Source organism: Pantoea sp. X-Soil-TKNS-1280 (genome assembly GCF_059730475.1).
Map to the genome: position 1 here is coordinate 849,267 of NZ_AP035962.1, position 23,383 is coordinate 872,649.

General features: G+C 53.6%; 18 protein-coding genes. 9 read left to right on the forward strand and 9 right to left on the reverse strand.

From position 1 onward, the window contains the following. Positions 1 to 57: 57 nt before the first annotated feature. The 3 genes from aceE (at position 58) to lpdA (ending at position 6,215) form a co-directional block, all read left to right on the forward strand. Positions 58 to 2,724 (forward strand): pyruvate dehydrogenase (acetyl-transferring), homodimeric type, encoded by a 2,667-nt coding sequence (gene aceE, locus AC6I8X_RS03830; RefSeq protein WP_299457410.1) that lies wholly within the window; start codon positions 58 to 60, stop codon positions 2,722 to 2,724. Between the two features lie 14 nt (positions 2,725 to 2,738). Then, entirely contained in the window at positions 2,739 to 4,616 is a 1,878-nt protein-coding gene (gene aceF, locus AC6I8X_RS03835; RefSeq protein WP_497840596.1) for a pyruvate dehydrogenase complex dihydrolipoyllysine-residue acetyltransferase, read from the forward strand. A 174-nt stretch (positions 4,617 to 4,790) separates the two neighbouring features. Beyond that, positions 4,791 to 6,215, forward strand: a complete 1,425-nt coding sequence (lpdA, locus tag AC6I8X_RS03840) for a dihydrolipoyl dehydrogenase (RefSeq protein WP_313688378.1) — start codon at positions 4,791 to 4,793, stop codon at positions 6,213 to 6,215. A 141-nt stretch (positions 6,216 to 6,356) separates the two neighbouring features. Here the strand turns inward: lpdA and AC6I8X_RS03845 are convergent, their stop codons facing one another. Beyond that, a complete protein-coding gene (locus AC6I8X_RS03845; protein ID WP_367187771.1) occupies positions 6,357 to 6,503 on the reverse strand; it encodes a Hok/Gef family protein in 147 nt (48 codons plus the stop codon). A 255-nt stretch (positions 6,504 to 6,758) separates the two neighbouring features. Beyond that, complete coding sequence (locus tag AC6I8X_RS03850; RefSeq protein WP_497840597.1) at positions 6,759 to 7,676, reverse strand: LysR family transcriptional regulator; 918 nt, start codon at positions 7,674 to 7,676, stop codon at positions 6,759 to 6,761. A 98-nt stretch (positions 7,677 to 7,774) separates the two neighbouring features. On the opposite strand from AC6I8X_RS03850, the gene AC6I8X_RS03855 reads away from it, so the two are divergent. The 3 genes from AC6I8X_RS03855 (at position 7,775) to yacL (ending at position 12,140) form a co-directional block, all read left to right on the forward strand. Next, entirely contained in the window at positions 7,775 to 8,770 is a 996-nt protein-coding gene (locus tag AC6I8X_RS03855) for an aldo/keto reductase (RefSeq protein ID WP_497840598.1), read from the forward strand. A 237-nt stretch (positions 8,771 to 9,007) separates the two neighbouring features. After that, the gene (gene acnB, locus AC6I8X_RS03860; RefSeq protein ID WP_497840599.1) at positions 9,008 to 11,605 is read left to right on the forward strand and encodes a bifunctional aconitate hydratase 2/2-methylisocitrate dehydratase; all 2,598 of its coding nucleotides are present in this window, start codon (positions 9,008 to 9,010) and stop codon (positions 11,603 to 11,605) included. A 172-nt stretch (positions 11,606 to 11,777) separates the two neighbouring features. Beyond that, positions 11,778 to 12,140, forward strand: a complete 363-nt coding sequence (yacL, locus tag AC6I8X_RS03865) for a protein YacL (RefSeq protein ID WP_313688169.1) — start codon at positions 11,778 to 11,780, stop codon at positions 12,138 to 12,140. Positions 12,141 to 12,193: 53 nt separating this feature from the next. On the opposite strand, the gene AC6I8X_RS03870 is transcribed toward yacL, so the two are convergent. The 6 genes from AC6I8X_RS03870 to AC6I8X_RS03895 all read right to left on the reverse strand — a co-directional run bounded on the left by AC6I8X_RS03870 (position 12,194) and on the right by AC6I8X_RS03895 (position 18,571). Then, positions 12,194 to 13,087 (reverse strand): hypothetical protein, encoded by an 894-nt coding sequence (locus tag AC6I8X_RS03870; protein WP_497840600.1) that lies wholly within the window; start codon positions 13,085 to 13,087, stop codon positions 12,194 to 12,196. A gap of 85 nt (positions 13,088 to 13,172) precedes the next feature. Beyond that, entirely contained in the window at positions 13,173 to 13,979 is an 807-nt protein-coding gene (locus tag AC6I8X_RS03875) for a scabin-related ADP-ribosyltransferase (RefSeq protein WP_497840601.1), read from the reverse strand. A gap of 171 nt (positions 13,980 to 14,150) precedes the next feature. Then, complete coding sequence (locus AC6I8X_RS03880; protein WP_313688173.1) at positions 14,151 to 15,461, reverse strand: MFS transporter; 1,311 nt, start codon at positions 15,459 to 15,461, stop codon at positions 14,151 to 14,153. Positions 15,462 to 15,506: 45 nt separating this feature from the next. Continuing rightward, positions 15,507 to 16,460, reverse strand: coding sequence for a phosphoglycerate dehydrogenase (locus tag AC6I8X_RS03885; RefSeq protein WP_313688175.1), 954 nt, complete (start codon positions 16,458 to 16,460; stop codon positions 15,507 to 15,509). 60 nt (positions 16,461 to 16,520) lie between these two features. Then, on the reverse strand, positions 16,521 to 17,405 hold the full coding sequence (locus AC6I8X_RS03890) for a dihydrodipicolinate synthase family protein (RefSeq protein ID WP_497840602.1): 885 nt from the start codon (positions 17,403 to 17,405) through the stop codon (positions 16,521 to 16,523). 17 nt (positions 17,406 to 17,422) lie between these two features. Further along, positions 17,423 to 18,571, reverse strand: a complete 1,149-nt coding sequence (locus tag AC6I8X_RS03895; RefSeq protein ID WP_497840603.1) for an iron-containing alcohol dehydrogenase — start codon at positions 18,569 to 18,571, stop codon at positions 17,423 to 17,425. Between the two features lie 192 nt (positions 18,572 to 18,763). Between AC6I8X_RS03895 and dtnK the strand changes: the two genes are divergently transcribed. From dtnK to AC6I8X_RS03910, 3 genes are read left to right on the forward strand one after another with little or no spacing between them, the layout of a single operon-like run. Beyond that, positions 18,764 to 20,035, forward strand: coding sequence for a D-threonate kinase (dtnK, locus tag AC6I8X_RS03900; protein ID WP_313688181.1), 1,272 nt, complete (start codon positions 18,764 to 18,766; stop codon positions 20,033 to 20,035). After that, complete coding sequence (locus AC6I8X_RS03905) at positions 20,028 to 21,008, forward strand: D-threonate 4-phosphate dehydrogenase (protein WP_497840604.1); 981 nt, start codon at positions 20,028 to 20,030, stop codon at positions 21,006 to 21,008. Before dtnK ends, AC6I8X_RS03905 begins: the two co-directional genes overlap by 8 nt. A 6-nt stretch (positions 21,009 to 21,014) precedes the next feature. Then, a complete protein-coding gene (locus AC6I8X_RS03910; protein WP_310617693.1) occupies positions 21,015 to 21,776 on the forward strand; it encodes a DeoR/GlpR family DNA-binding transcription regulator in 762 nt (253 codons plus the stop codon). 264 nt (positions 21,777 to 22,040) lie between these two features. Here AC6I8X_RS03910 and AC6I8X_RS03915 read toward each other — a convergent pair whose 3' ends face one another. Next, positions 22,041 to 23,357: a ferredoxin reductase family protein gene (locus AC6I8X_RS03915; protein ID WP_497840605.1), complete on the reverse strand. Its 1,317-nt coding sequence runs from the start codon at positions 23,355 to 23,357 to the stop codon at positions 22,041 to 22,043. Between the last annotated feature and the right edge of the window lie 26 nt (positions 23,358 to 23,383).

Sequence of the window (23,383 nt, forward strand, 5' to 3'; positions counted from 1 at the left end):
CAAGCAGACAGGCTCCTGACAATTCAACGTATTAGACACAGATAAGGAATACACCCCATGTCAGAACGTTTACACAATGACGTGGATCCGATCGAAACTCGTGATTGGCTACAGGCGATCGAATCGGTCATCCGTGAAGAAGGTGTTGAGCGCGCGCAGTATCTGATTGACCAGGTATTAAGTGCTGCACGCAAAGGCGGCGTAAAAGTTGCAGCAGGTTCTTCTGCTGTCAGCAACTACATCAACTCTATTGCCGTTGAAGACGAACCGGACTATCCGGGCAACGCCTCCCTTGAACGTCGTATCCGTTCCGCAATTCGCTGGAACGCCATCATGTCGGTGCTGCGTGCGTCGAAGAAAGATCTGGAGCTGGGTGGTCACCTCTCATCATTCCAGTCTTCTGCGACGATCTATGAAGTGTGCTTTAACCACTTCTTCCGTGCACGCAGCGAGAAAAATGGCGGCGATCTGGTTTACTTCCAGGGCCATATCTCTCCAGGTATCTATTCTCGTGCGTTCCTTGAAGGCCGTCTGACCGAAGAACAGATGAACAACTTCCGTCAGGAAGTACACGGCAACGGTCTCTCTTCTTATCCGCACCCGAAACTGATGCCTGAATTCTGGCAGTTCCCGACGGTTTCTATGGGTCTTGGTCCACTCAATGCGATTTATCAGGCTAAATTCCTGAAATACCTTGAGCACCGTGGTCTGAAAGATACCGCCGATCAGACGGTCTACGCCTTCCTCGGTGATGGTGAGATGGATGAACCGGAATCCAAAGGCGCGATCACTATCGCGGTCCGTGAAAAACTGGATAACCTGGTATTCATCATCAACTGTAACCTGCAACGTCTGGATGGCCCGGTAACCGGTAACGGCAAGATCATCAACGAGCTGGAAGGCATCTTTGCTGGTGCTGGCTGGAACGTGATTAAAGTGATCTGGGGCGGACGCTGGGATGAGCTGCTGAAGAAAGACACCAGTGGCAAGCTGATTCAGCTGATGAACGAAACCGTCGATGGCGACTACCAGACCTTCAAATCACGCGATGGCGCATACGTGCGTGAGCACTTCTTCGGTAAATATCCGGAGACCGCTGCGCTGGTGAAAGACTGGTCAGACGAAGAGATCTTCGCCCTGAACCGCGGTGGTCACGATCCGAAGAAAGTCTACGCGGCACTGAAAAAAGCGCAGGAAACCAAAGGCCAGCCGACCCTGATTCTGGCGCATACCATCAAAGGTTATGGTATGGGCGACACGGCGGAAGGCAAAAACATCGCTCACCAGGTGAAGAAGATGAACATGGATGGCGTTCGCTACATCCGCGATCGCTTCAATGTGCCGGTAGCCGATGAAAACATTGAAAAACTGCCGTACGTGACCTTCGAAAAAGGGTCTGAAGAGTACAACTATCTGCATGGTCAGCGTGAGAAGCTGGGCGGCTACCTGCCGACGCGTCAGCCGCATTTCACTGAGAAGCTGGAAATGCCGGCGCTGGAAGAGTTCAGTGCGCTGCTGGAAGAGCAGAGCAAAGAGATCTCCACCACCATCGCCTTCGTGCGTGCGCTGAACGTGATGCTGAAGAACAAGTCGATCAAAGATCGCCTGGTGCCGATTCTTGCGGACGAAGCCCGTACCTTTGGTATGGAAGGTCTGTTCCGTCAGATTGGTATCTACAGCCCGAACGGTCAGCAGTACACCCCGCAGGACCGCGAGCAGGTTGCTTACTATAAAGAAGACGAGAAAGGCCAGATTCTGCAGGAAGGGATCAACGAGCTGGGTGCAGGTTCATCCTGGCTGGCGGCGGCGACTTCTTACAGCACCAACAATCTGCCGATGATTCCGTTCTACATCTATTACTCAATGTTCGGCTTCCAGCGTATCGGCGATCTGATGTGGCTGGCGGGCGATCAGCAGGCGCGTGGCTTCCTCGTGGGCGGCACCTCCGGTCGTACCACTCTGAACGGTGAAGGTCTGCAGCATGAAGATGGTCACAGCCATATTCAGTCGCTGACTATCCCGAACTGTATTTCTTACGATCCGTCTTATGCCTACGAAGTGGCAGTCATCATGCATGACGGCCTGGTACGTATGTACGGCGAAGCGCAGGAAAACGTTTACTACTACATCACCACGCTGAACGAAAACTACCACATGCCGGCGATGCCGCAGGGTGCGGAAGAGGGTATCCGTAAAGGTATCTACAAGCTGGAAACAGTAGAAGGTAGCAAAGGCAAAGTGCAGCTGCTGGGTTCAGGTTCTATCCTGCGCCACGTGCGTGAAGCAGCGCAGATCCTGGCGAAAGACTACGGTATCGGCTCTGACGTCTACAGCGTGACCTCGTTCACCGAACTGGCGCGTGATGGCCAGGATTGTGAGCGCTGGAACATGCTGCATCCGACAGAAACTCCGCGTGTACCTTATATCGCTCAGGTGATGAATGAGGCTCCTGCCGTGGCGTCAACTGACTACATGAAACTGTTTGCTGAACAGGTTCGTAGCTACGTGCCAGCCAGCGATTACCGCGTACTGGGCACCGACGGTTTCGGTCGTTCTGACAGCCGTGAGAACCTGCGTCACCACTTCGAAGTGGATGCATCTTATGTCGTGGTTGCAGCACTGGGTGAACTGGCTAAACGCGGCGAAATCGATAAGAAAGTGGTGGCAGAAGCGATCACCAAATTCAACATCGATGCCGATAAAGTTAACCCGCGTCTGGCTTAAGAGGTAAGAGAGTAATGGCTATCGAAATTAAAGTGCCGGATATCGGGTCAGATGAAGTTGAAGTCACCGAAATCCTGGTCAAAGTGGGCGACAAGGTAGAAGCCGAACAGTCGCTGATCACTGTGGAAGGCGACAAAGCCTCGATGGAAGTGCCTTCGCCGCAGGCTGGCGTGGTGAAAGAAATCAAAATTGCTACCGGTGACAAAGTGGAAACCGGTTCGCTCATCATGATCTTTGACGCAGAGGGTGCAGCAACAGCTGCACCGGCGGCAGAAGAGAAGAAAGCGGAAGCTGCACCGGCACCTGCTGCGGCAGCGGTCAGCAAAGACGTTAATGTGCCGGATATCGGCGGTGACGAAGTTGAAGTGACCGAGATTCTGGTCAAAGTCGGCGATACCGTAGCGGCTGAGCAGTCTCTGATCACCGTAGAAGGCGACAAGGCTTCCATGGAAGTCCCGGCACCGTTCGCGGGCGTGGTGAAAGAGATCAAAATTGCCACCGGTGACAAAGTGAATACTGGTTCACTTATCATGGTGTTTGAAGCGCAAGGCGCTGCGCCTGCTGCTGCGACACCTGCCCCGGCTGCGGCACCCGCCCCGGCAGCGGCGGCTGGCGCGAAAGACGTCAACGTCCCTGACATCGGTGGTGATGAAGTTGAAGTCACTGAAGTGCTGGTGAAAGTGGGCGACAAAGTCTCCGCTGAACAGTCTCTGATTGTGGTTGAAGGCGACAAAGCTTCGATGGAAGTTCCGGCACCGTTTGCGGGCACCGTTAAAGAGCTGAAAGTGGCTACCGGTGACAAAGTTAAAACCGGCTCGCTTATCATGGTGTTCGAAGTAGAAGGCGCTGCGCCTGCTGCTGCTGCACCGGCTGCGAAACAGGAAGCGGCTCCGGCCCCGACAGCTGCGCAACCGGCTCCGGCTGCGGCGAAAGCCGATGCGAAAAGTGATTTTGCTGAGAACGATGCTTACGTCCACGCCACGCCGGTGATTCGTCGCCTGGCGCGCGAGTTCGGTGTCAACCTGGCGAAAGTCAAAGGCACCGGTCGTAAAGGTCGCATCCTGAAAGAAGACGTGCAGGCATACGTGAAAGACGCGGTTAAACGCGCTGAAGCTGCACCGGCTGCTGCTGCCAGCGGTGGTAGCCTGCCAGGCCTGCTGCCGTGGCCGAAAGTTGATTTCAGTAAGTTCGGCGAAATCGAAGAAGTGGAACTGGGCCGTATCCAGAAAATCTCTGGTGCCAACCTGAGCCGCAACTGGGTGATGATTCCGCATGTTACCCACTTCGACAAAACCGACATCACCGATCTGGAAGCGTTCCGTAAACAGCAGAACAGCGAAGCCGAGAAACGTAAGCTGGATGTGAAATTCACCCCGGTGGTGTTTATCATGAAAGCGGTGGCGGCAGCGCTGGAGCAGATGCCGCGCTTCAACAGTTCACTGTCTGAAGACGGTCAGAAACTGACGCTGAAGAAATACATCAACATCGGTGTGGCGGTCGATACGCCGAACGGTCTGGTGGTTCCGGTGTTCAAAGATGTGAACAAAAAAGGCATCACTGAACTGTCTCGTGAACTGATGGCTGTTTCGAAAAAAGCGCGTGACGGCAAGCTGACCGCAGGCGACATGCAGGGTGGATGTTTCACCATTTCCAGCCTGGGTGGCCTCGGTACCACGCACTTCGCGCCAATCGTTAACGCGCCGGAAGTGGCTATCCTCGGTGTGTCCAAGTCTGCGATGGAACCGGTATGGAACGGTAAAGAGTTTGCACCACGTCTGATGATGCCAATCTCTCTTTCCTTCGACCACCGCGTGATCGATGGTGCTGATGGTGCACGCTTTATCACCATCATCAACAACATGCTGTCGGACATTCGCCGTCTGGTGATGTGAAGTTAATCAAGGCCGGCAAATGCCGGCCTTGTTGTACGCATTCAGAGTTGCCGCGGTTGGCAGTTTGTTAACAATTCTGTAAACTCTTGCGGTGAAATGTGCCGGTGGAATAAGGGCATCCAGAGCCTGGGACAGGTTCGCGTCTGGCCGCCGGAAATCTAATAAGAGGTCATGATGAGTACAGAGATTAAAACTCAAGTCGTGGTACTTGGGGCAGGTCCTGCAGGTTACTCTGCAGCCTTCCGTTGCGCTGATTTAGGTCTGGAAACCGTACTGGTAGAGCGCTACAGCACCCTCGGTGGTGTATGTCTGAACGTAGGCTGTATCCCGTCAAAAGCGCTGCTGCACGTAGCGAAAGTGATTGAAGAAGCGAAAGCACTGGAAGAACACGGCATCGTGTTTGGCCAGCCTTCAACCGACATCAACAAAATTCGTACCTGGAAAGAGAAAGTCATCACCCAACTGACCGGCGGTCTGGCTGGTATGGCCAAAGGCCGTAAAGTGAAAGTGGTGAACGGTCTGGGTAAATTCACCGGTGCCAACACGCTGGTGGTAGAAGGTGAAGGCGGTGCAACCACCATCACCTTCGACAACGCCATCATTGCTGCCGGTTCGCGTCCGATTGAACTGCCGTTCATTCCGCATGAAGATCCGCGCGTGTGGGATTCCACTGATGCGCTGGAACTGAAAGAAGTACCGAAGCGTCTGCTGGTGATGGGCGGCGGTATTATCGGCCTGGAAATGGGTACCGTTTACCATGCGCTGGGTTCAGAGATTGACGTGGTTGAAATGTTTGACCAGGTGATCCCGGCTGCCGATAAAGACGTGGTGAAAGTTTTCACCAAACGTATCAGCAAGAAATTCAACCTGATGCTGGAAACCAAAGTAACGGCCGTTGAAGCGAAAGAAGACGGTATTTACGTTTCCATGGAAGGTAAAAAAGCGCCAACTGAAGCCCAGCGTTATGACGCGGTGCTGGTGGCGATTGGCCGCGTACCGAACGGTAAAGGCCTGGATGCTGGTAAAGCGGGTGTGGAAGTGGACGACCGTGGTTTCATCCGCGTCGATAAGCAAATGCGCACCAACGTGCCGCATATCTACGCTATCGGTGACATCGTGGGTCAGCCGATGCTGGCGCACAAAGGCGTGCATGAAGGCCACGTAGCGGCTGAAGTTATCGCCGGTATGAAGCATTACTTCGATCCGAAAGTGATTCCGTCAATCGCCTACACCGAGCCAGAAGTGGCATGGGTGGGTCTGACTGAGAAAGAAGCGAAAGAAAAAGGCATCAGCTACGAAGTTTCCACCTTCCCGTGGGCTGCTTCTGGCCGTGCTATCGCTTCTGACTGCGCTGACGGTATGACCAAACTGATTTTTGACAAAGAAACTCACCGTGTTATCGGTGGTGCCATTGTCGGTACCAACGGCGGCGAGCTGCTGGGTGAAATCGGTCTGGCTATCGAAATGGGTTGTGATGCAGAAGACATCGCGCTGACCATCCATGCGCACCCAACGCTGCATGAATCCGTTGGTCTGGCGGCGGAAGTGTTCGAAGGTAGCATTACCGACCTGCCGAACCCGAAAGCGAAAAAGAAATAAGCGCTGAGAAATAAACAGACGGCTCCTTAAGGGAGCCGTTTTTTATTATGTGTTCATTTAAATTAAATAATGAAATGGGCGCCTGAGCTAACGCCCCGGCAGTGACGGAAAAGCGGGGACGAATCCCCGCTTAATGAAGTTTTACGGTCTGCCTTCACAGGCCATAACCGCTGATAATTCAGCTGTGAATATCCTCAATCGTAATTCACATAATGAATTGCGGTTGATGAGACAGAGTCCTAATAAAATGACTCCGCTGATAATCAGTTTGCCGAATGTTGACCTCATCGTCACTTGCTCCTTGATTTAAAGCGAGCAAGAGACTACCCTGACATTGCTTAGGTGTAGGGTAGTCGCTCGCTCGCGGTGGTTAAGTAAAATTAATCCCGCGAGCAAACTCTCCACAACCCACCTCAATATCATTTCTGATGCTTAAGACAGATTGTCTCAAGCGCCCGCAGGCAGTCTAATCTTTTTTTTATTATTTTCACCTGTTATTTTTATTCTTTTTTGTCAGAATTAATTTTTTATTTAATTAATCTACTAACAGGAAATGTTATTTATATTCCTGTTCTCTTTAAGCCAGTCAATAAAATAGCGTAGTGGCGTAGGGATATATTTCCGGCTGGGATAATAAAGCCAGAAGCCTTCTTCTACCTGGGTAAATTCCGGCAGGATTTCCACCAGTTCTCCGCTTTGCAGCGCTTCAGCCACTGTGCCCTGATGCAAAAAAGCAATGCCTGCACCCGCCAGTGCGGCTTGCAGAATCCGCTCGTTATTGTCCAGTATCAGGGAGCCGCGCACGGCCACCTCCTGTTTCTGTCCATCCTGCCAGAATTCCCAGCGATAGCGACGCCCGCTGGGAAAACGTCGCTCGATGCAGGGAAAGTGCAGTAACTCTGCGGGGGTCTGCGGCACGCCGTGGTGGGCGATAAATTCCGGGGTGGCGACCGCCACGGCACGCATCGGTTCGCCAAACGGTACGGCCACCATATCCTGCGCCAGCACGGCACCATAACGGACACCGGCGTCAAAACCGGCCGTGACAATGTCCAGCAGCGCGTCGTTGCTGTCGATTTCCACGCTGATCTGCGGAAAGCACTGCATAAACGGCAGAATGAGCGACTGGAAAAACAGGGCTTCGGCAGAGCGCGGAATGCTGATACGCAGGTTCCCTTGCGGATCGCTACGCCAGTCATTCAGTTCATCAACTGCCTGCGCCAGATCCTGCAATGCGGGCTGGATACGGAGGAGAAAGCGTTCCCCGGCGGCCGTCAGTGCCACTTTGCGTGTGGTGCGGTTGAGAAGCCGTATGCCGAGGCGTTGTTCAAAATTGCGCATCGCGTGGCTAAGTGCCGACGGCGTGATATTGCGTTCTGCGGCGGCTTTACGAAAGCTCAGATGCTGGGCAATAGCGGCAAACATCTCCAGTTCCTGTAGCGTGGCGCGATATTGACTCATTACTGAATTTCACTCACTAAATCGGCAAAAATGCCTCAATTGTTGCAGTCATTGTTGAGGGTTATAACAATAACACTGACAGCGAAGAGGATGAAACAATGCAACAACGTCAATTAGGCAATCAGGGATTACAGGTTTCGGCACTGGGGCTGGGCTGCATGGGGATGTCATTCGCCTACGGTCCCAATGATGAGCAACAGGCGCTGAATACCCTGGCCCGCGCCTTTGAGCTGGGTGTCGATTTTCTCGATACGGCTGAAGTTTACGGCCCCTTCACCAATGAAACCTTGCTGGCAAAAGCCCTGAAGGGGCGTAAAGACATTAAAGTGGCGACCAAGTTTGGTTTCCGTATCAATGAGCAAGGGGAGGGTTGGGAGCGTGTGACGGGAGCCAACAGCGATCCGGCACATATTCGCCGTGCGGTCGAGGGATCGCTGCAGCGGCTTGGGGTGGAAAGTATCGACCTGCTCTATCAGCATCGTCTTGATCCTGCGGTACCGATTGAAGAGGTGGTCGGCGTGATGGCCGATTTGGTGCGCGAAGGCAAAGTCAAATACCTCGGTTTGTCGGAAGTCTCCCCGGCGACCCTGCGCCGTGCCTGTGCGGTACATCCGATTTCCGCGCTGCAAAGTGAATACTCGTTATGGACGCGCGATCCGGAGCAGGAGATCTTTGCTGCCTGCCGCGAGCTTAATATCGGTTTCGTCCCTTACAGCCCGCTGGGACGTGGCTTTCTGACCGGTAAATTCCCCGCTGCGGCAACGTTGGCTGAGGATGATTTCCGTCGTTATCTGCCGCGTTTCCAGCAGGACGCTCAAACGCATAACCAGAAGTTAGTGAATCAGCTGACAGAGCTGGCTGCAGGTTATGACGCCACGCCAGCGCAACTGGCACTGGCCTGGGTACTGGCGAAAGGCGAGTTTATTGTGCCGATTCCGGGGGCCAGTAAAATTGCCCATCTGGAGCAAAACTGTGCTGCCACAGCCCTGCAATTAAGCAACGCTGACATTAGCGCGCTGGATGTGCTATTTGATCCGCAACAGATTCAGGGTGAGCGTTATAACGCCACGGAGTTTGTGCTGGTTGATCGTTAAGAAGCAGCGCGAGCGACGCAACATAGCAGGCATCTGATGCCTGCTTTTTTTCGTGATGGGGTTCAACTTCAGCGGAATCTGCTGCTTAACCAAAGGATGTTGCTTTTTTGTAAACAGATTAACAATCAGCCGAAATGCTGCTATGCTGGCCGACGCGGAACCGGGCACCTCACCCTACTTTTGGACTGCGTCACAGGGTGCACCGGAAAGCTATACAATGAGAGCGAGGAGAACGTCGTGCTAGAAGAATACCGTAAGCACGTTGCCGAGCGTGCTGCCCAGGGAATCGTACCTAAGCCGTTAGATGCTTCCCAAATGGCCGCGCTGGTTGAACTGCTGAAAAACCCGCCAGCGGGTGAAGAAGAATTCCTTACTGACCTGTTGGTCAACCGTGTCCCGCCAGGTGTTGATGAAGCGGCCTATGTAAAAGCCGGGTTCCTGGCAGCGGTCGCAAAGGGCGAAGCCCACTCTCCTCTGGTTACTCCTGAAAAAGCTGTCGAACTTCTGGGCACCATGCAGGGTGGCTATAACATCCACGCATTGATTGAATCCCTCGATGATGAGGCACTGGCGCCGATTGCTGCAGAAGCCCTGTCCCATACGCTGTTGATGTTCGATAACTTCTACGATGTCGAAGAGAAAGCCAAAGCGGGTAACCCCCACGCGAAAAAAATTATCCAGTCCTGGGCCGATGCAGAATGGTTCCTGAAGCGTCCAAAACTGGCAGAAAAAATCACCACCACCGTGTTCAAAGTGACCGGCGAAACCAACACCGATGACCTCTCTCCGGCACCGGATGCATGGTCTCGTCCGGATATTCCACTGCACGCGCTGGCGATGCTGAAAAACCCGCGTGAAGGCATCGAACCCGACGATGCTGGTAACATTGGTCCGATCAAACAGATCGAAGCACTGCAGCAGAAAGGCTTCCCGCTGACTTACGTCGGTGACGTCGTGGGTACCGGTTCTTCGCGTAAATCCGCCACCAACTCGGTGCTGTGGTTTATGGGTGATGACATTCCGTATGTCCCCAACAAGAAGGGCGGTGGTCTGTGCCTCGGTGGTAAAATCGCTCCGATCTTCTTCAACACCATGGAAGATGCTGGCGCACTGCCGATCGAAGTGGACGTTGACCGTTTGAGTATGGGCGATGTGATTGACGTCTACCCGTATAAAGGTGAAGTGCGTAATCACGATACCGATGAAGTGCTGGCGACATTCGAACTGAAAACTGAAGTGTTGCTGGATGAAGTTCGCGCAGGCGGTCGTATTCCGCTGATTATCGGGCGTGGCCTGACGGCTAAAGCACGTGAGTCCCTGGGTCTGCCGCACAGCGATGTCTTCCTGCAAGCGAAAGATGTCGCCGCCAGCAGCCGTGGCTTCTCACTGGCGCAGAAAATGGTCGGTCGCGCCTGTGGCGTCGATGGTATCCGCCCAGGCGCTTACTGCGAACCTAAAATGACCTCGGTCGGTTCTCAGGACACCACCGGTCCGATGACCCGTGATGAACTGAAGGACCTGGCTTGCCTCGGCTTCTCAGCCGATCTGGTAATGCAATCCTTCTGTCATACTGCCGCTTACCCGAAACCGGTAGACGTGACCACGCATCACACCCTGCCAGACTTCATCATGAACCGTGGCGGTGTGTCGCTGCGTCCGGGTGATGGCGTGATCCACAGCTGGCTGAACCGTATGCTGCTGCCGGATACCGTGGGTACCGGTGGTGACTCGCATACCCGTTTCCCGATTGGTATTTCGTTCCCGGCCGGTTCTGGTCTGGTGGCGTTTGCTGCGGCGACGGGCGTCATGCCGCTGGATATGCCGGAATCAGTGCTGGTGCGCTTCAAAGGCGAAATGCAGCCAGGCATTACCCTGCGCGATCTGGTGCATGCGATCCCGCTGTACGCGATCAAACAGGGTCTGCTGACCGTTGAGAAGAAAGGCAAGAAAAACATCTTCTCTGGTCGCGTGCTGGAAATCGAAGGTCTGCCGAAACTGAAAGTGGAGCAGGCGTTTGAACTGACCGATGCTTCTGCTGAACGTTCTGCGGCGGGTTGCACCATCAAACTCGATAAAGAGCCGATCATTGAGTATCTCAACTCGAATATCGTGCTGCTGAAGTGGATGATCTCTGAAGGCTACGGCGATCGTCGTACGCTGGAGCGTCGCGTTGAAGGCATGGAAAAATGGCTGGCCGATCCGCAGTTGCTGGAAGGTGATGCCGATGCCGAATATGCAGCGGTGATCGACATCGATCTGGCGGAAATCAAAGAGCCGATCCTGTGTGCGCCGAACGATCCGGACGATGCGCGTCTGCTGTCTGATGTGCAGGGCGAGAAGATTGATGAAGTGTTCATCGGTTCCTGCATGACCAACATCGGTCACTTCCGTGCTGCCGGTAAATTGCTGGACAGCCACAAAGGCCAGCTGCCGACCCGTCTGTGGGTGGCTCCGCCAACCAAGATGGATGCAGCACAGCTGACGGAAGAAGGCTACTACAGCGTATTTGGTAAGAGCGGTGCGCGTATTGAGATCCCGGGTTGTTCGCTGTGCATGGGTAACCAGGCGCGTGTTGCGGACGGTGCGACGGTGGTATCCACCTCGACCCGTAACTTCCCGAACCGTCTCGGTACCGGTGCCAACGTCTATCTGGCGTCTGCGGAGCTGGCGGCGGTTGCATCGCTGCTGGGCAAATTGCCGACGCCGGACGAGTATCAGCAGTTCATGACTCAGGTTGATAAGACAGCGGCAGATACCTACCGCTATCTCAACTTTGACCAGCTGAATCAGTACACCGATAAAGCAGATAACGTGATCTTCCAGACCGCGCTGTAATCGGCTGTAAACTCAGTAAAGGGGCGATGCAAATCGCCCCTTTTTTTACGCCCTTTTTTCCTCTGCCGTGGCCTGACATAATGCGAGCGCGATCCCACTTTATTCAGCGTGTTGCGCACAAAATGAATTCAGGCAGTGCCACGCGGCGCGCCATTGGTAAGAGGTTATACACATGGAGTATGAATTTTTGCGCGATCTGACCGGTAAGGTCAAAGTGCGTATGTCGATGGACCACGAAGCGGTGGGGCACTGGTTCAACGAAGAGGTTGATGAAAATCTGGCTTTGCTGGATGACGTCGAAGCCGCCGCGCAACAGGTAAAAGGCACCCATCAGCAATGGCAACGTGTCGGCCATGAATACACATTATGGCTTGATGAAGAAGAGGTGATGATCCGGGCCAATCAGCTGGCGTTAGAAGACGACGGGCTGGAAGAGGGGATGACCTATTACGACGAAGAGAGTCTGTCATTCTGCGGCGTCGAGGATTTTCTGGCGGTGATTGCAGCATACCGGCAATTTCTGGCCGGGAAATAACCGGTTGCCACTTCTTCTCCCCCAATCGGGCCTTTCGGCCCGATAAAAGGTCGTTAATTCCAGTCCCTGTCTATGCCATAAGTGGAGACCATATCCACATCGGAAACCAGTGCTCCGCAGGCTGCCAGTTCCTTGCTTTTCGATGCAAATTCAATGGTTAAATGCAGGTCTTCGTGGGGTTCCGGTAGATCCAGTGCCAGGGCGTAAGATTGCCATTGCGGGTTCATTCTGGCGTGTTTACGTTTACCAACCTGGTCGATGACGAATTCAGGGCTGGTGCCGAGATTATAGCGGTTTTGGGCAACCGGTAGCTCCTGGCCCTCAAGTTTGACCGTCACTTCAACATCCTGGCTGCCCTGCAGAAATGGCTGGCTTCCCTGCCATTGGCTGTCAGCGGGTTTTGCGCACCACGGCTGGGTGTTATTGCCTAAACGAAATAACAGGACCGATTTCAGATGAGCACTTCTCTCCGTATCGGGTTTAATAAAGCTGACTTTTTGTGAGATTTTTCCGGGATAAAGATAATAATTTTTACCCTCATATTCCGCGCGGCTCAACTCTAAAGCCTGAGATTCACTTTCCGTATGTGCACCCTTAGCGGAAAATATAAATGCTCCTCCCTCAACCTGCCATCCACCCTGTGATCCTTCATCCAGATATCGCAGGGAATAATCTTTTAAATTACCCGTGTCGGTAAACGATTTATCTTTCAGTGCAACCAATTCTGGACTGTTGGCCAGCAGACAGGGCTTATCACTGGCATCTGGCAGCTGTTTATAGTGCTGTACTGCCTGGGTAATGAGGGTGCTATGGTAACTCATGCCGCCTGGTAATTTAATACAGGATGGGTTTTCATTTTTATTTGCTGCCACTGTACCCAGTCCAGATATATACCAGTAAGAAATTGGTATGTATTTCCGTTCGGCATCAACAGCCGCTAATGTCATACTTTTTTTCTCGGGCAGACGAATTATCCCTGGATTTATCGGCTTCCCATCCAGTAAAAAATGAATGTCATTATCACCGAAATCTCTATTCGCTCCCCGGCGCAAAAAGCGCTCTTCCAGTGGAGGAAAGGATTAAATCGATCTGACCGGGTTGGCTGGGAGCGAAGTTTCGATAGTGTGGATTCAGATAGTAGTCTATCCCTGCCCATGATTTGCCCCACCAGTCTTTTTCCGATGATGCGATTACCCCATGAATGTAATCAGGTTGGATACCGCCAGGGAAGGCAATTTCCTGTTCGTTGATGCCAAAACTATTATCAACATCAATCCCACCCGGCGCATCAATAATATAGGTGTTCACACCGAAGAAACGGGTGTGCATAATATTATAACTGGTGCTGGTGATACCTGATTCCTGGGTGGAAATACCACTCACCATAGCCAGGTTTCCACCGTCTGGCTGCCACGGGAAAAAGCCTTTTAAGAAAATATCAGGAATAGAGGGGGTGGATGTTAACGTTGAACCGCTGGTGCGAAAAAGTAATTCTGAGCTTTCACGCCAATGTATTTTTTCAAAAGGAATGGTTTGATCTTTTTCTATATTCCTCAGATTAACGCAGAGTGACACTGTGGTATTAAGCCAGTGTTGATACCACGGCACCGATACAATCTCACCATCAACCCATTCGGGCATTTTGCCCGCAGCGGGGACACAGGCTTCTCGTAATTTTCCGTAATCAGGATGTAACTCTCCCGGTGGTGATTCAATGGGGCTGGCCGAAAGAATGTGGTTTTTTAGGGCAGATGTATTCGCCGAATCGGCAAAAGTGGAAGGGGAGAAGAGGCTGGCGACGACTATATTAATAGCCAGAAAACTTAATTTAGTTTTCATTACGGTGATGTCCTTATCCTGATTGCTTTGTTTCATCCATTAAAGAGCAATAAATTTAAGGGGTTACCGATAAATATTCATTGATGGCTGTCAAATTCTCACGATTGTAGCCAATGTTTTTTCATGAGGAAAAAGGACGCCGCATCAGGACGATGCGGCGTGGCAGGGCACTTACGCGCCGCTGGTCAGGGTGTGTGGATGATGAACTTTTTCCTCATCCACGATCGGTTCAACTTTGCCCATCAGGAACAGGTAGTTGAGGATGCCAATCACCACCAGCACGGCGGAGAACACCAGTGCCCAGGTGAAGTGACCGGTGGCACCGACGATGGCACCGGTAATGATCGGACCCACCGCGCCGCCCATATTCGAGACGGTGTTCTGTAAACCGGCAACAATCGACACGCTGTTTTTCGGGGCGACGTCACCCGGCAGTGCCCACACCTGGGAAGCCGCCACGGTGGTGCCGGATTTAGCGATACACAGCAGCAGTACCGTCATAAATACCGAATCGGTGAAGGGAGCGAAACCGATACACAGCGCCATTAGCAGGCCAATGGTCAGGAACAGTTTGCGGGTGGCAGTGAGAGACAGCACTTTGTTATGCACCATACGGTCCGATGCCCAGCCCGCCAGCACTTCAATCACCATGCCGCAAATCAGCGGCAGAGCAGCCACCATGCCCATTTTCAGGAAATCCATGCCTTTGTCTTTCACCAGGTAGGTTGGCAGCCAGGTGATAAAGAAATAGGAAGTGTAGTTAATGGTGAAGAAGCCAATACACATCGCCCAGATGTTGCGATAGCGCAGCAGCTTGTACCATTTCATCGGCAGCACGCTTTTATCGCCATGCTTGTTGGCCTGGCCATCACGGATCAGGTGAACTTCGTCGCGGCTGATCGCTTTATGATCTTCCGGATTTTCCGCGTAGATAAAGTACCAGGCGATCACCCAGAACAAACCGATCGCGCCGATGGCGAGGAAGGTGATGCGCCAGTCAAACATGGCGATCATCCAGACGATCAGCGGCATGGCGACGGCCCCACCAAACTTGGAGGCGCTATCAAACAGGCCAGAAACCGTTGCGCGTTCGCGATCCGGGAACCAGCGTGCGGCGATCCCGGCGTTGCTTGGGTAAGCGGCGGCTTCACCAACACCCAGTGCCAGGCGCAGCGCCAGCAATGATTTAAAGCCTGTCGCCAGCCCCATCGCCATGGTGGCGATGGACCACCAGCCGACAGCAATGCCGAGACCTTTTTTCTGACCGAAGCGGTCAGCAAACCAGCCCGCCGGGATCTGCAGCAGCGCATACGACCAGAAAAACGCAGCCATGATCACGCCCATCATTTCGGGATTGATCGACAGTTCTTTGATCAGATGTGGGGCAGCAGCAGAGAGTACAGTACGGTCAATATAGTTAATGGCAACCGCCAGCCACATCAGGCCTGCGATCCACCAGCGAATGCGAGAGGTGTTGTTCATAATAATAATCCACCAGACATTTCGTAGGGTTGAGCCGGGCGGCCTTTAAGCCAGCCCGTTCATCACGTTCACCGGGCGTTCGCCCTGTTTAATGCACTGCACAATCTGCATCACGCAACGTTCGCCGATGGCGCTGATGGCTCCGTCGGTGTAGCCCGCGATGTGCGAGGTTGGGATAAAGTTACTCAGCGTGAACAGCGGGTGTTCCGCCAGCGGTTCCTGCTCAAATACGTCGGCAGCGGCACCGGCAATCACATTGTCTTGCAATGCCTGGAACAGATCCTGTTCGTTCACCACGCCACCGCGTGACACGTTGATCAGGAAGGCGCTTTTCTTCATGCGTCTGATACGTGCCGCATCGAACAGGTTGCGCGTTTCGTTGGTCAGCGGGGTATGCAGAGTGATGAAGTCACTCGCTTCGGTCAGTTGTTCCATATCGACGAATTCAATGCCGTGTTCGGCAGCGAATTTTGCATCCGGGTAGAAATCAAACGCGATGACGCGCATGTTGAATCCTTTGGCACGCAATGCGACCTGCTTGCCAATGTTGCCCAGACCGACGATACCGAGGGTTTTGCCATACACATCGGTGGCAAAAATGCGTGGCCAGTGACCGGCGCGGGTATCTACGGCGGCCTGAGTCACCTGGCGTGCGCTGTTGAGAATTAGCGCAAAGGCAAAGTCGGCCACGGCGTGCTTATTGGCGTCCGGCACGTTGGTGACATAGATGCCGCGTGCGCGCGTGGCGTCGAGGTTGATGTTATCGACGCCAACGCCGTGCTTGCAGACAATCTTCAGCAGCGGCGCTTTGCTTAGCAGTTCTTCATTCACGTCGGTAAAGGCGACAATCATCGCTACGGTGTCAGCCAGATGAGGTTCCAGCGCGCTGAGCGGGGCATCGGCCGGCAGGGTAATCAGCTCGAAACCCTGCTGCTGTAAGGTCGTAATTGGTGTGGCGTCATATTTGGCGAATGACGGTGAGGTACAGATGACTTTCATAACGCTTCCCGGTGTAAAAAGTGGAACAGGCAAGGGCAGCAGCGGCTGCCCTGACGGCCGTTACTGCAAATACTGGTTCACTACCTGGCGGATCTTCTGCTCTTCTTCGGCAGAGAAGCGCACCGCATAGCGGCTGTCGCCTACGTCATAACCCAGCAGGGAGAGGGCTTTCTTCACTGCTGCCGGGGAGAACCCGATGCTGTAAAGATCGGTACGCAGGCCAGTGACGTTTTCTTGCGCCAGACGCGAACCTTCAATATCACCAGCATGGAAACGTGCCCAGATGGCGTTGATCTCTTTCGGTGCTACGTTGGCAAGGCCGGAGATGCAGGCAGAGCAGCCATCGACAAAGCCCTGATGGATTAAGGAATCCGGGCCGTTCAGCACATCAAAACCCTCGATACCTTCCGCTGCCTTGAGGAAACCGCTCAGGCTCTCATAGCTGCCTGCACTGTCTTTGATACCGATGATGTTGGGATGCGCAGCCAGCTGGCGCACGGTTTCCGGTTGCAGCGTGTTGCCGGTACGCGCCGGGATGTTGTAGAGAAACAGCGGGACGCTCAGCGCATCGGCCACGCTCTGATAGTGATAAATCAGCTCATCCTGTTTCAGCGGCACAAAATACGGGGTGATCACCGACACCGCATCCACGCCCAGCTTCTCAATCTGCTTACCGAGACGGATGGTTTCACGCGTCGAGATCTCGCCAATGTGGGCCACGACAGGCGCACTGCCGTTGACTTCATCGACACAGGTTTCGGTGACGGCCAGCTTCTCCTGCTCATTCAGCACGAAGAATTCGCCGTTGGTACCGCCGCAGAAAATACCGTTACCGGCGCTCAGCTGACGCCTGACCTGCTCACGTTGGGTCGCAGAGTTGAAGGCACCGTCGCGGTCGAAGGTGGTGACAATGGCGGTCAGTACGCCCTGGATTTTGTTACTCATGATTTCCTCGATAGTCCTTAGTGATTCAATGCCGGAAACAGCGTCAGGTAGACGTTTCGTACGTCATCGGCGCTCACTTTCATCGGTACATTCTTCATCAGGCGTTGCACGTCGAGCGCGGCTTCCACCAGATAGGGCAGGTGATCCGGGCCGATACCCAGTTCTTCCAGGCTGGCCGGCAGCTTCAGGCGTTGCACCAGCGCGGCGAAATACTCCACCAGCGCGTGCGACTTCGCCTCTTCATCCAGCTGGAGATCGGCATCGGGCAGTAAATCGTAGGCCTGAGCAAACTTGCTCACCGCTGCCGGACGCACGAAACGCATGCAGGGTGCCAGCAGGATGGCGTTGGCGACGCCGTGCGGGATGTGATATTTGCCGCCCAGCGGATAAGACATGGCGTGTACCAGGTGCGTACCGGCATGGGCAATTGACGCGCCACCGTAATAAGACGCCCACAGCATATTCAGGCGCGCTTCGAGATTGCCCGGTTCGGCAACGGCGGTTTCCAGGCTGGCAAACAGCTTCTTCATGCCGATCATCGCGTAGTTATCGCTGACCGGGTTCGCCACCGTGGCGGTGAAGCACTCAATCAGGTGACACAACGCATCGATACCGGTTGAAGAGGCAATATGCGGCGGCATGCTGGTGGTCAGCTCCGGTATTAGTGCCACGTAATCCGGCAGCATCACCGGGGTGATAATGCCGACTTTGGTCTCTTTCTCCGGGAGCGCCAGAATGGCGTTGGGCGTGGCTTCAGAACCGGTACCGGCGGTGGTGGGAATCAACAGCGAGGTGGTGCGAGTCAGCGGTTTTTCCCCTGCCAGCAGCGCATCGAGGTTGGGTGCGCCTGCTACGCACAGAATAGACAGCAGCTTGGCGACATCCAGTACGCTACCGCCACCCACGCCAATCACCAGATCGACATCAGTGGTTGGCAGGGCCGCGACGATCGCCGTCACATCGTGCTGGCTCGGTTCCGGTGGCACGCTATTGACCAGGCTGAGGCTGGCAATCTGCTGCTTCAGCTGGGCGATTAACGTCTGTACTGCCGGAATGCCCTCTATATTCTTATCAGTAACCAGCAGAGCTTTTTGCTTACCTTTCAGCAGGTAGCTGAGGTCATTAAGTGCCTGGTAGCCGCTGATCACGGTGCTGTTGATATTCATTTCGTACCCTTTTCCCGGTGTTATCGCACTGATTGATTGTTATTGCTCAATGCAATGCGATATCTGTCACTAACTGTGCCTGAATTTATAGGGCATATTGATTTCAATTAATTTGATCTTGCTCACATATAATCAATCATGATTTAATATAATCAATCTCAATACGGCAAGCTGCCCGTGACAGGAGAGAGAATGCATTCACAACCATGGAAAACGCCGGTGCTGGTAATTGCCGATGATTTTACCGGCGCTAACGATGCGGGAAGCGGGCTGGCCCGGGCAGGTGCGCGCGTCCATGTGCTGTTTGATAGCCAGACACCGCACGATGCCGGTGCTGCAGATGTGCTGGTCATTAGCACCGACAGCCGGGCGGTGAGTGCAACCGACGCGGCCGAACGCACCCGTCAGGCGGTGCAGCAGCATCAGGCGATGGCTCAGGATGGCTGGCTGTTCAAGAAGATTGACTCCACGTTACGTGGCAACCCCGGCGCAGAGATCGCCGCAGCATTGCAGGCCAGTGGCAAAGCGCTGGCGCTGGTGGTACCGGCGGTGCCGAAACTCGGGCGTACCACGCGCAACGGTGAAGTGTGGATCAACCAGCAGCGCCTGACCGACACCGAATTTGCCAGCGACCCGAAGACGCCGGTCACCAGCAGCCATGTTTTGACACGCCTGCAAATGCAGAGCGATTTGCCCGGTGAGGTGATAGATCTTGCCACGCTGCGTAGCGGCAAACTTGCTCAGGTGCTGGCTACGATGCACGGGCTGGTGGTGATTGATATCGAGCAGGATGCTGATCTGACCTTGCTGATGCAGGCTGCCGCGATGCTGAAAACCCGCCCATTGCTGGCTGGCGCGTCTGGTCTCGGTGATGCGCTCGGTGAGTATCTTGCCGGACGACCGGCACGACCGGTGCTGGCGATCGTCGGTTCGATGAGCGCCATTGCGCAGCAGCAGATTGACAGGCTCGCCAGCCAGCGCGCCATTCGTATCATCGATATTGATATCCGCCAGCTGTTTGCCCAGCCCGCATGGCCGCAGGCCCGCGTCTGGCAGCAGGAGATGCAACAGGCGCTGCACGCCGGTCACCACTGCGTGGTTCGCACCACGCAACATGCCGGGCAGCGCCATGAGATAGATGCGCTGTGCCAGCAGCATCAGCTATCGCGCCAGCAGTTGGGCGAGCAGATTTGCCAGTTTCTGGCGCAGCTGACCAACACGGTCTGCCGCGATCATCAACCTGCCGGGCTGTATCTTTCCGGCGGTGATGTTGCGATCGCCGTGGCGCAGGCACTCGGTGCCAGTGGTTTCCAGATTCAGGGCCTGGTGGCGGGCTGTGTGCCGCACGGGGTTCTGCTTAATAGTGATTTACACCTGCCGGTGATGACCAAAGCGGGTGGCTTTGGTGACGAAAACACCCTGCTAGAAGCCATTCGTTTTATTGAGGAGAAGTCGAGTGAATAAAATTATTGCGGTGACCATGGGCGATCCGGCGGGCATCAGCCCGGAGATCATCATTAAAGCGCTGGCGGAAGGCGACCTGGCAGGCGTGCCTGCGGTGGTGGTTGGCTGCGCCAGTACGCTGCGTCGGGTGATGGGATTGAACATTACGCCGCAGGTCGAACTGCGCGTGCTGGATCAGGTAAAAGATGCGCACTTTGCGCCAGGCATCATCAACGTGATTGATGAGCCGCTGGCGAATCCGGACGCACTGAAGCCCGGTGTGGTACAGAAGGAAGCGGGCGATCTGGCGTGGCGCTGTGTGAAACGTGCCACCGAGCTGGCGCTGGCCGGGGAAGTCCATGCCATTGCCACCGCACCGCTGAACAAAGAAGCGCTGCATTCGGCGGGGCATATCTATCCGGGACACACCGAATTGCTGGCGCAACTGACCAATACCAAAAATTACGCCATGGTGCTGTATACCGACCATCTGAAGGTGATTCACGTCACTACCCATATTGCGCTGCGTAAATTCCTCGATACCCTGAATCGGCCACGTATTGAAACGGTGATCGGCATGGCGGATAGCTTCCTGCGTCGCGTTGGGTTCGACAAGCCACGCATTGCGGTAGCGGGGGTTAACCCGCATGCCGGTGAAAACGGCCTGTTCGGCGATGAAGAGATCACTACCGTGGCACCGGCTATCCGGGCGATGAAGGAAAAAGGCATTGATGTGTACGGCCCGTGCCCGCCGGATACGGTGTTCCTGCAATGTCAGCAAGGCCAGTACGATATGGTGGTAGCGATGTATCACGATCAGGGGCATATTCCACTGAAATTACTCGGTTTTTATGATGGTGTAAATATCACTGCCGGGCTGCCGTTTATCCGCACTTCAGCAGACCACGGCACCGCCTTTGATATCGCCTGGACAGGTAAGGCGAACTCTGCGAGCATGGCGATCTCCATCAAACTCGCGATGCAACTTGCATAGGGAAATATGAAGGGACAAAGTCGCCTCGACCAGATTATGGATTATCTGAAAAGCCATAATCTGGTTACTGTTGAACAGCTGGTGAGTGCCATTTCTGCCTCACCGGCCACTATTCGCCGCGATCTGATTAAGCTGGACAAGGAAGGCGTGGTAAGCCGCAGTCATGGCGGCGTGACCTTAAATCGTTTTATTCCCGCCCAGCCGACCACGCTGGAAAAAATGCAGCGTAACCTGGCAGAAAAACAGGCGATCGCCCATTTTGCCGCTGGTTTTGTGCAGTCCGGGGATGCGGTAGTGCTGGATGCCGGTACCACCATGTTGGAACTGGCGCGTCAGCTGACCCATTTGCCGTTGCGGGTGATTACCGCCGATCTGCATATCGCGCTGTTCCTGTCAGAATTCAAACAGATTGAAGTCACTATCATCGGCGGGCGTATCGACGATTCCAGCCAGTCGTGCATTGGTGAACATGGCCGCCGTCTGTTGCGTAGCATCAATCCGGATATCGCTTTTGTCAGCTGTAACTCGTGGAGCATTGAACGCGGGATAACCACGCCAACCGAGGAGAAGGCCGGTCTGAAGATGGATCTGTTGGCGAATGCCCGGCGGCGGATTCTGCTGGCGGACAGCAGCAAATACGGTTCCTGGTCGCTGTTTTGCGCGGCACCGATTGACAGCCTGACCGACATCGTCACCGATGCACGGCTGGATGAGACGGTATGCCATAGCCTGCGTGAACGCGGTATTGCGCTGCAACTGACGGAATAAAACGATTTTCCTCCCCTGCCGTGGCTCAAGAGTTCAGGCGCGAAGGCGCCGGACTCATTCCTGAGCACGATTACCGATTACACATACTATTTTCTGCATACCGTTTTGTATGATGTTAATTCTACAGGCGATGAGCGGTGATCATTTCAGGGAAATGTTCAAAAATAGACTCTGCTATATGCAAAGAATATCATCAGTGCCAGTATTATCACGGCCGTGATAAAAATAAGAAGATCGGCAAATAATTTACGCATTTTGGCCTCTTTATACAAAGTGATAGCGTTCTGAGTGATATTTCGCTAACGGAACATGTAATGCAGACAGTGTTTTTTCAATCTCATCCATCATTCTGTTCGGGCCGCAGATAAAGTATTCATGTTGTTCATATGGCGCTGGAATATAACGCTCTATCAGCTCACTGGTAATGATGCCGGTCTCTCCCGTCCAGTTTTTCGGCGGGTGTTCAAGAACATGTATGACCTGTAGATTTATCCTGCCTGACAAGGCTTCCAGTTCTTCTCTGAAGGTAATGACATCCCAGTTTTTATTGCCATAAATCAGTATTATCGGACGCTTATCACCATTATCGGCAAACGTTCTGATGATACTCATCATTGGGGTAATACCAATTCCTCCGGCAATTAATACATGCATATCCGCCGGATTACCCACAGTGAATGCACCATAGGGACCATCAATATAAACACGCTTACCCGCAGTCACATTTCTGATCTTCCTGGTGTAATCGCCAGCATCTTGTATGGTCATTTCAATCGACTCTTTCGCGATTTCCGCACTGGATGAAAAGGAGAAGGGATGAGAGGTCAATTTGAAAGGACTTCCCCAGACGTTCAGCCAGCCAAACTGACCAGGGATAAATGGAAATCCTTTATGACCAATAGGTTGCATCACCAGCGTTGTACTACCTCCCCGTTCATGGCGCGTTGCGATGACCTGGTAGGGTTTTCGCAACATCAGAAAAGGCCGGACGATGCGTGTATAAATCAGCAGGCAGCACCAGAGAATGGCTAATCCTGTCCACAAGGCGCGTTTTAATGGCGCATCTAAATAGAATCCCCAGGCAATCGTATGAAGTAAACCGCCACCAATCGCTAAAACCGCCAGAATAATATGAGTGTAGTGCCAGGTCTCATAGTTAATTTTCAGTTTTACACGCCATAGTGCCATCACAATTAATGCAATAAGCGAATAGGTCGATATTGCCGCGAAGCGTGCCCGCCAGGGAGCATCAATGAAATTGAGCAGCGCAAGCCTTTCCGGTCGTAAAATAAAAAGGATGACAGGATGGGCAATAATCAGGACCAAAGCAATAAAAGACATTTGTTTATGAAAATGATAAATAGTATCTTCCCCCCAGGGGCGCGTCACCGCGCGAAAGCGGGCGGTGAGACCAACCTGCAATCCAAGAATTGCCAGACCAGTATAACCTGCAGCAGCGGAAAATTCTGTCCAGAAATCCCTGGGTGGTGGGAGTGGACCTATCAGCAGAATAAATAACGGACCGGCAGTGAAAAATAGATAGAATAATACCCAGAGAGTATTTCGCGTGAAAATGTTCATGTCCACAACCCCGTTCAGAGTTATTA

Excerpts from the sequence above, each read along its gene's own strand:
- dtnK (WP_313688181.1), top strand. The coding sequence starts at position 18,764 with ATGCATTCACAACCATGGAAAACGCCGGTGCTGGTAATTGCCGATGAT.
- aceF (WP_497840596.1), top strand. The coding sequence starts at position 2,739 with ATGGCTATCGAAATTAAAGTGCCGGATATCGGGTCAGATGAAGTTGAA.
- AC6I8X_RS03915 (WP_497840605.1), bottom strand. The coding sequence starts at position 23,357 with ATGAACATTTTCACGCGAAATACTCTCTGGGTATTATTCTATCTATTT.
- AC6I8X_RS03850 (WP_497840597.1), bottom strand. The coding sequence starts at position 7,676 with ATGAGTCAATATCGCGCCACGCTACAGGAACTGGAGATGTTTGCCGCT.
- AC6I8X_RS03890 (WP_497840602.1), bottom strand. The coding sequence starts at position 17,405 with ATGAGTAACAAAATCCAGGGCGTACTGACCGCCATTGTCACCACCTTC.
- AC6I8X_RS03895 (WP_497840603.1), bottom strand. The coding sequence starts at position 18,571 with ATGAATATCAACAGCACCGTGATCAGCGGCTACCAGGCACTTAATGAC.
- AC6I8X_RS03885 (WP_313688175.1), bottom strand. The coding sequence starts at position 16,460 with ATGAAAGTCATCTGTACCTCACCGTCATTCGCCAAATATGACGCCACA.
- AC6I8X_RS03910 (WP_310617693.1), top strand. The coding sequence starts at position 21,015 with ATGAAGGGACAAAGTCGCCTCGACCAGATTATGGATTATCTGAAAAGC.
- AC6I8X_RS03875 (WP_497840601.1), bottom strand. The coding sequence starts at position 13,979 with ATGAAAACTAAATTAAGTTTTCTGGCTATTAATATAGTCGTCGCCAGC.
- AC6I8X_RS03870 (WP_497840600.1), bottom strand. The coding sequence starts at position 13,087 with ATGACATTAGCGGCTGTTGATGCCGAACGGAAATACATACCAATTTCT.
- yacL (WP_313688169.1), top strand. The coding sequence starts at position 11,778 with ATGGAGTATGAATTTTTGCGCGATCTGACCGGTAAGGTCAAAGTGCGT.
- AC6I8X_RS03855 (WP_497840598.1), top strand. The coding sequence starts at position 7,775 with ATGCAACAACGTCAATTAGGCAATCAGGGATTACAGGTTTCGGCACTG.
- AC6I8X_RS03845 (WP_367187771.1), bottom strand. The coding sequence starts at position 6,503 with ATGAGGTCAACATTCGGCAAACTGATTATCAGCGGAGTCATTTTATTA.
- aceE (WP_299457410.1), top strand. The coding sequence starts at position 58 with ATGTCAGAACGTTTACACAATGACGTGGATCCGATCGAAACTCGTGAT.
- AC6I8X_RS03880 (WP_313688173.1), bottom strand. The coding sequence starts at position 15,461 with ATGAACAACACCTCTCGCATTCGCTGGTGGATCGCAGGCCTGATGTGG.
- lpdA (WP_313688378.1), top strand. The coding sequence starts at position 4,791 with ATGAGTACAGAGATTAAAACTCAAGTCGTGGTACTTGGGGCAGGTCCT.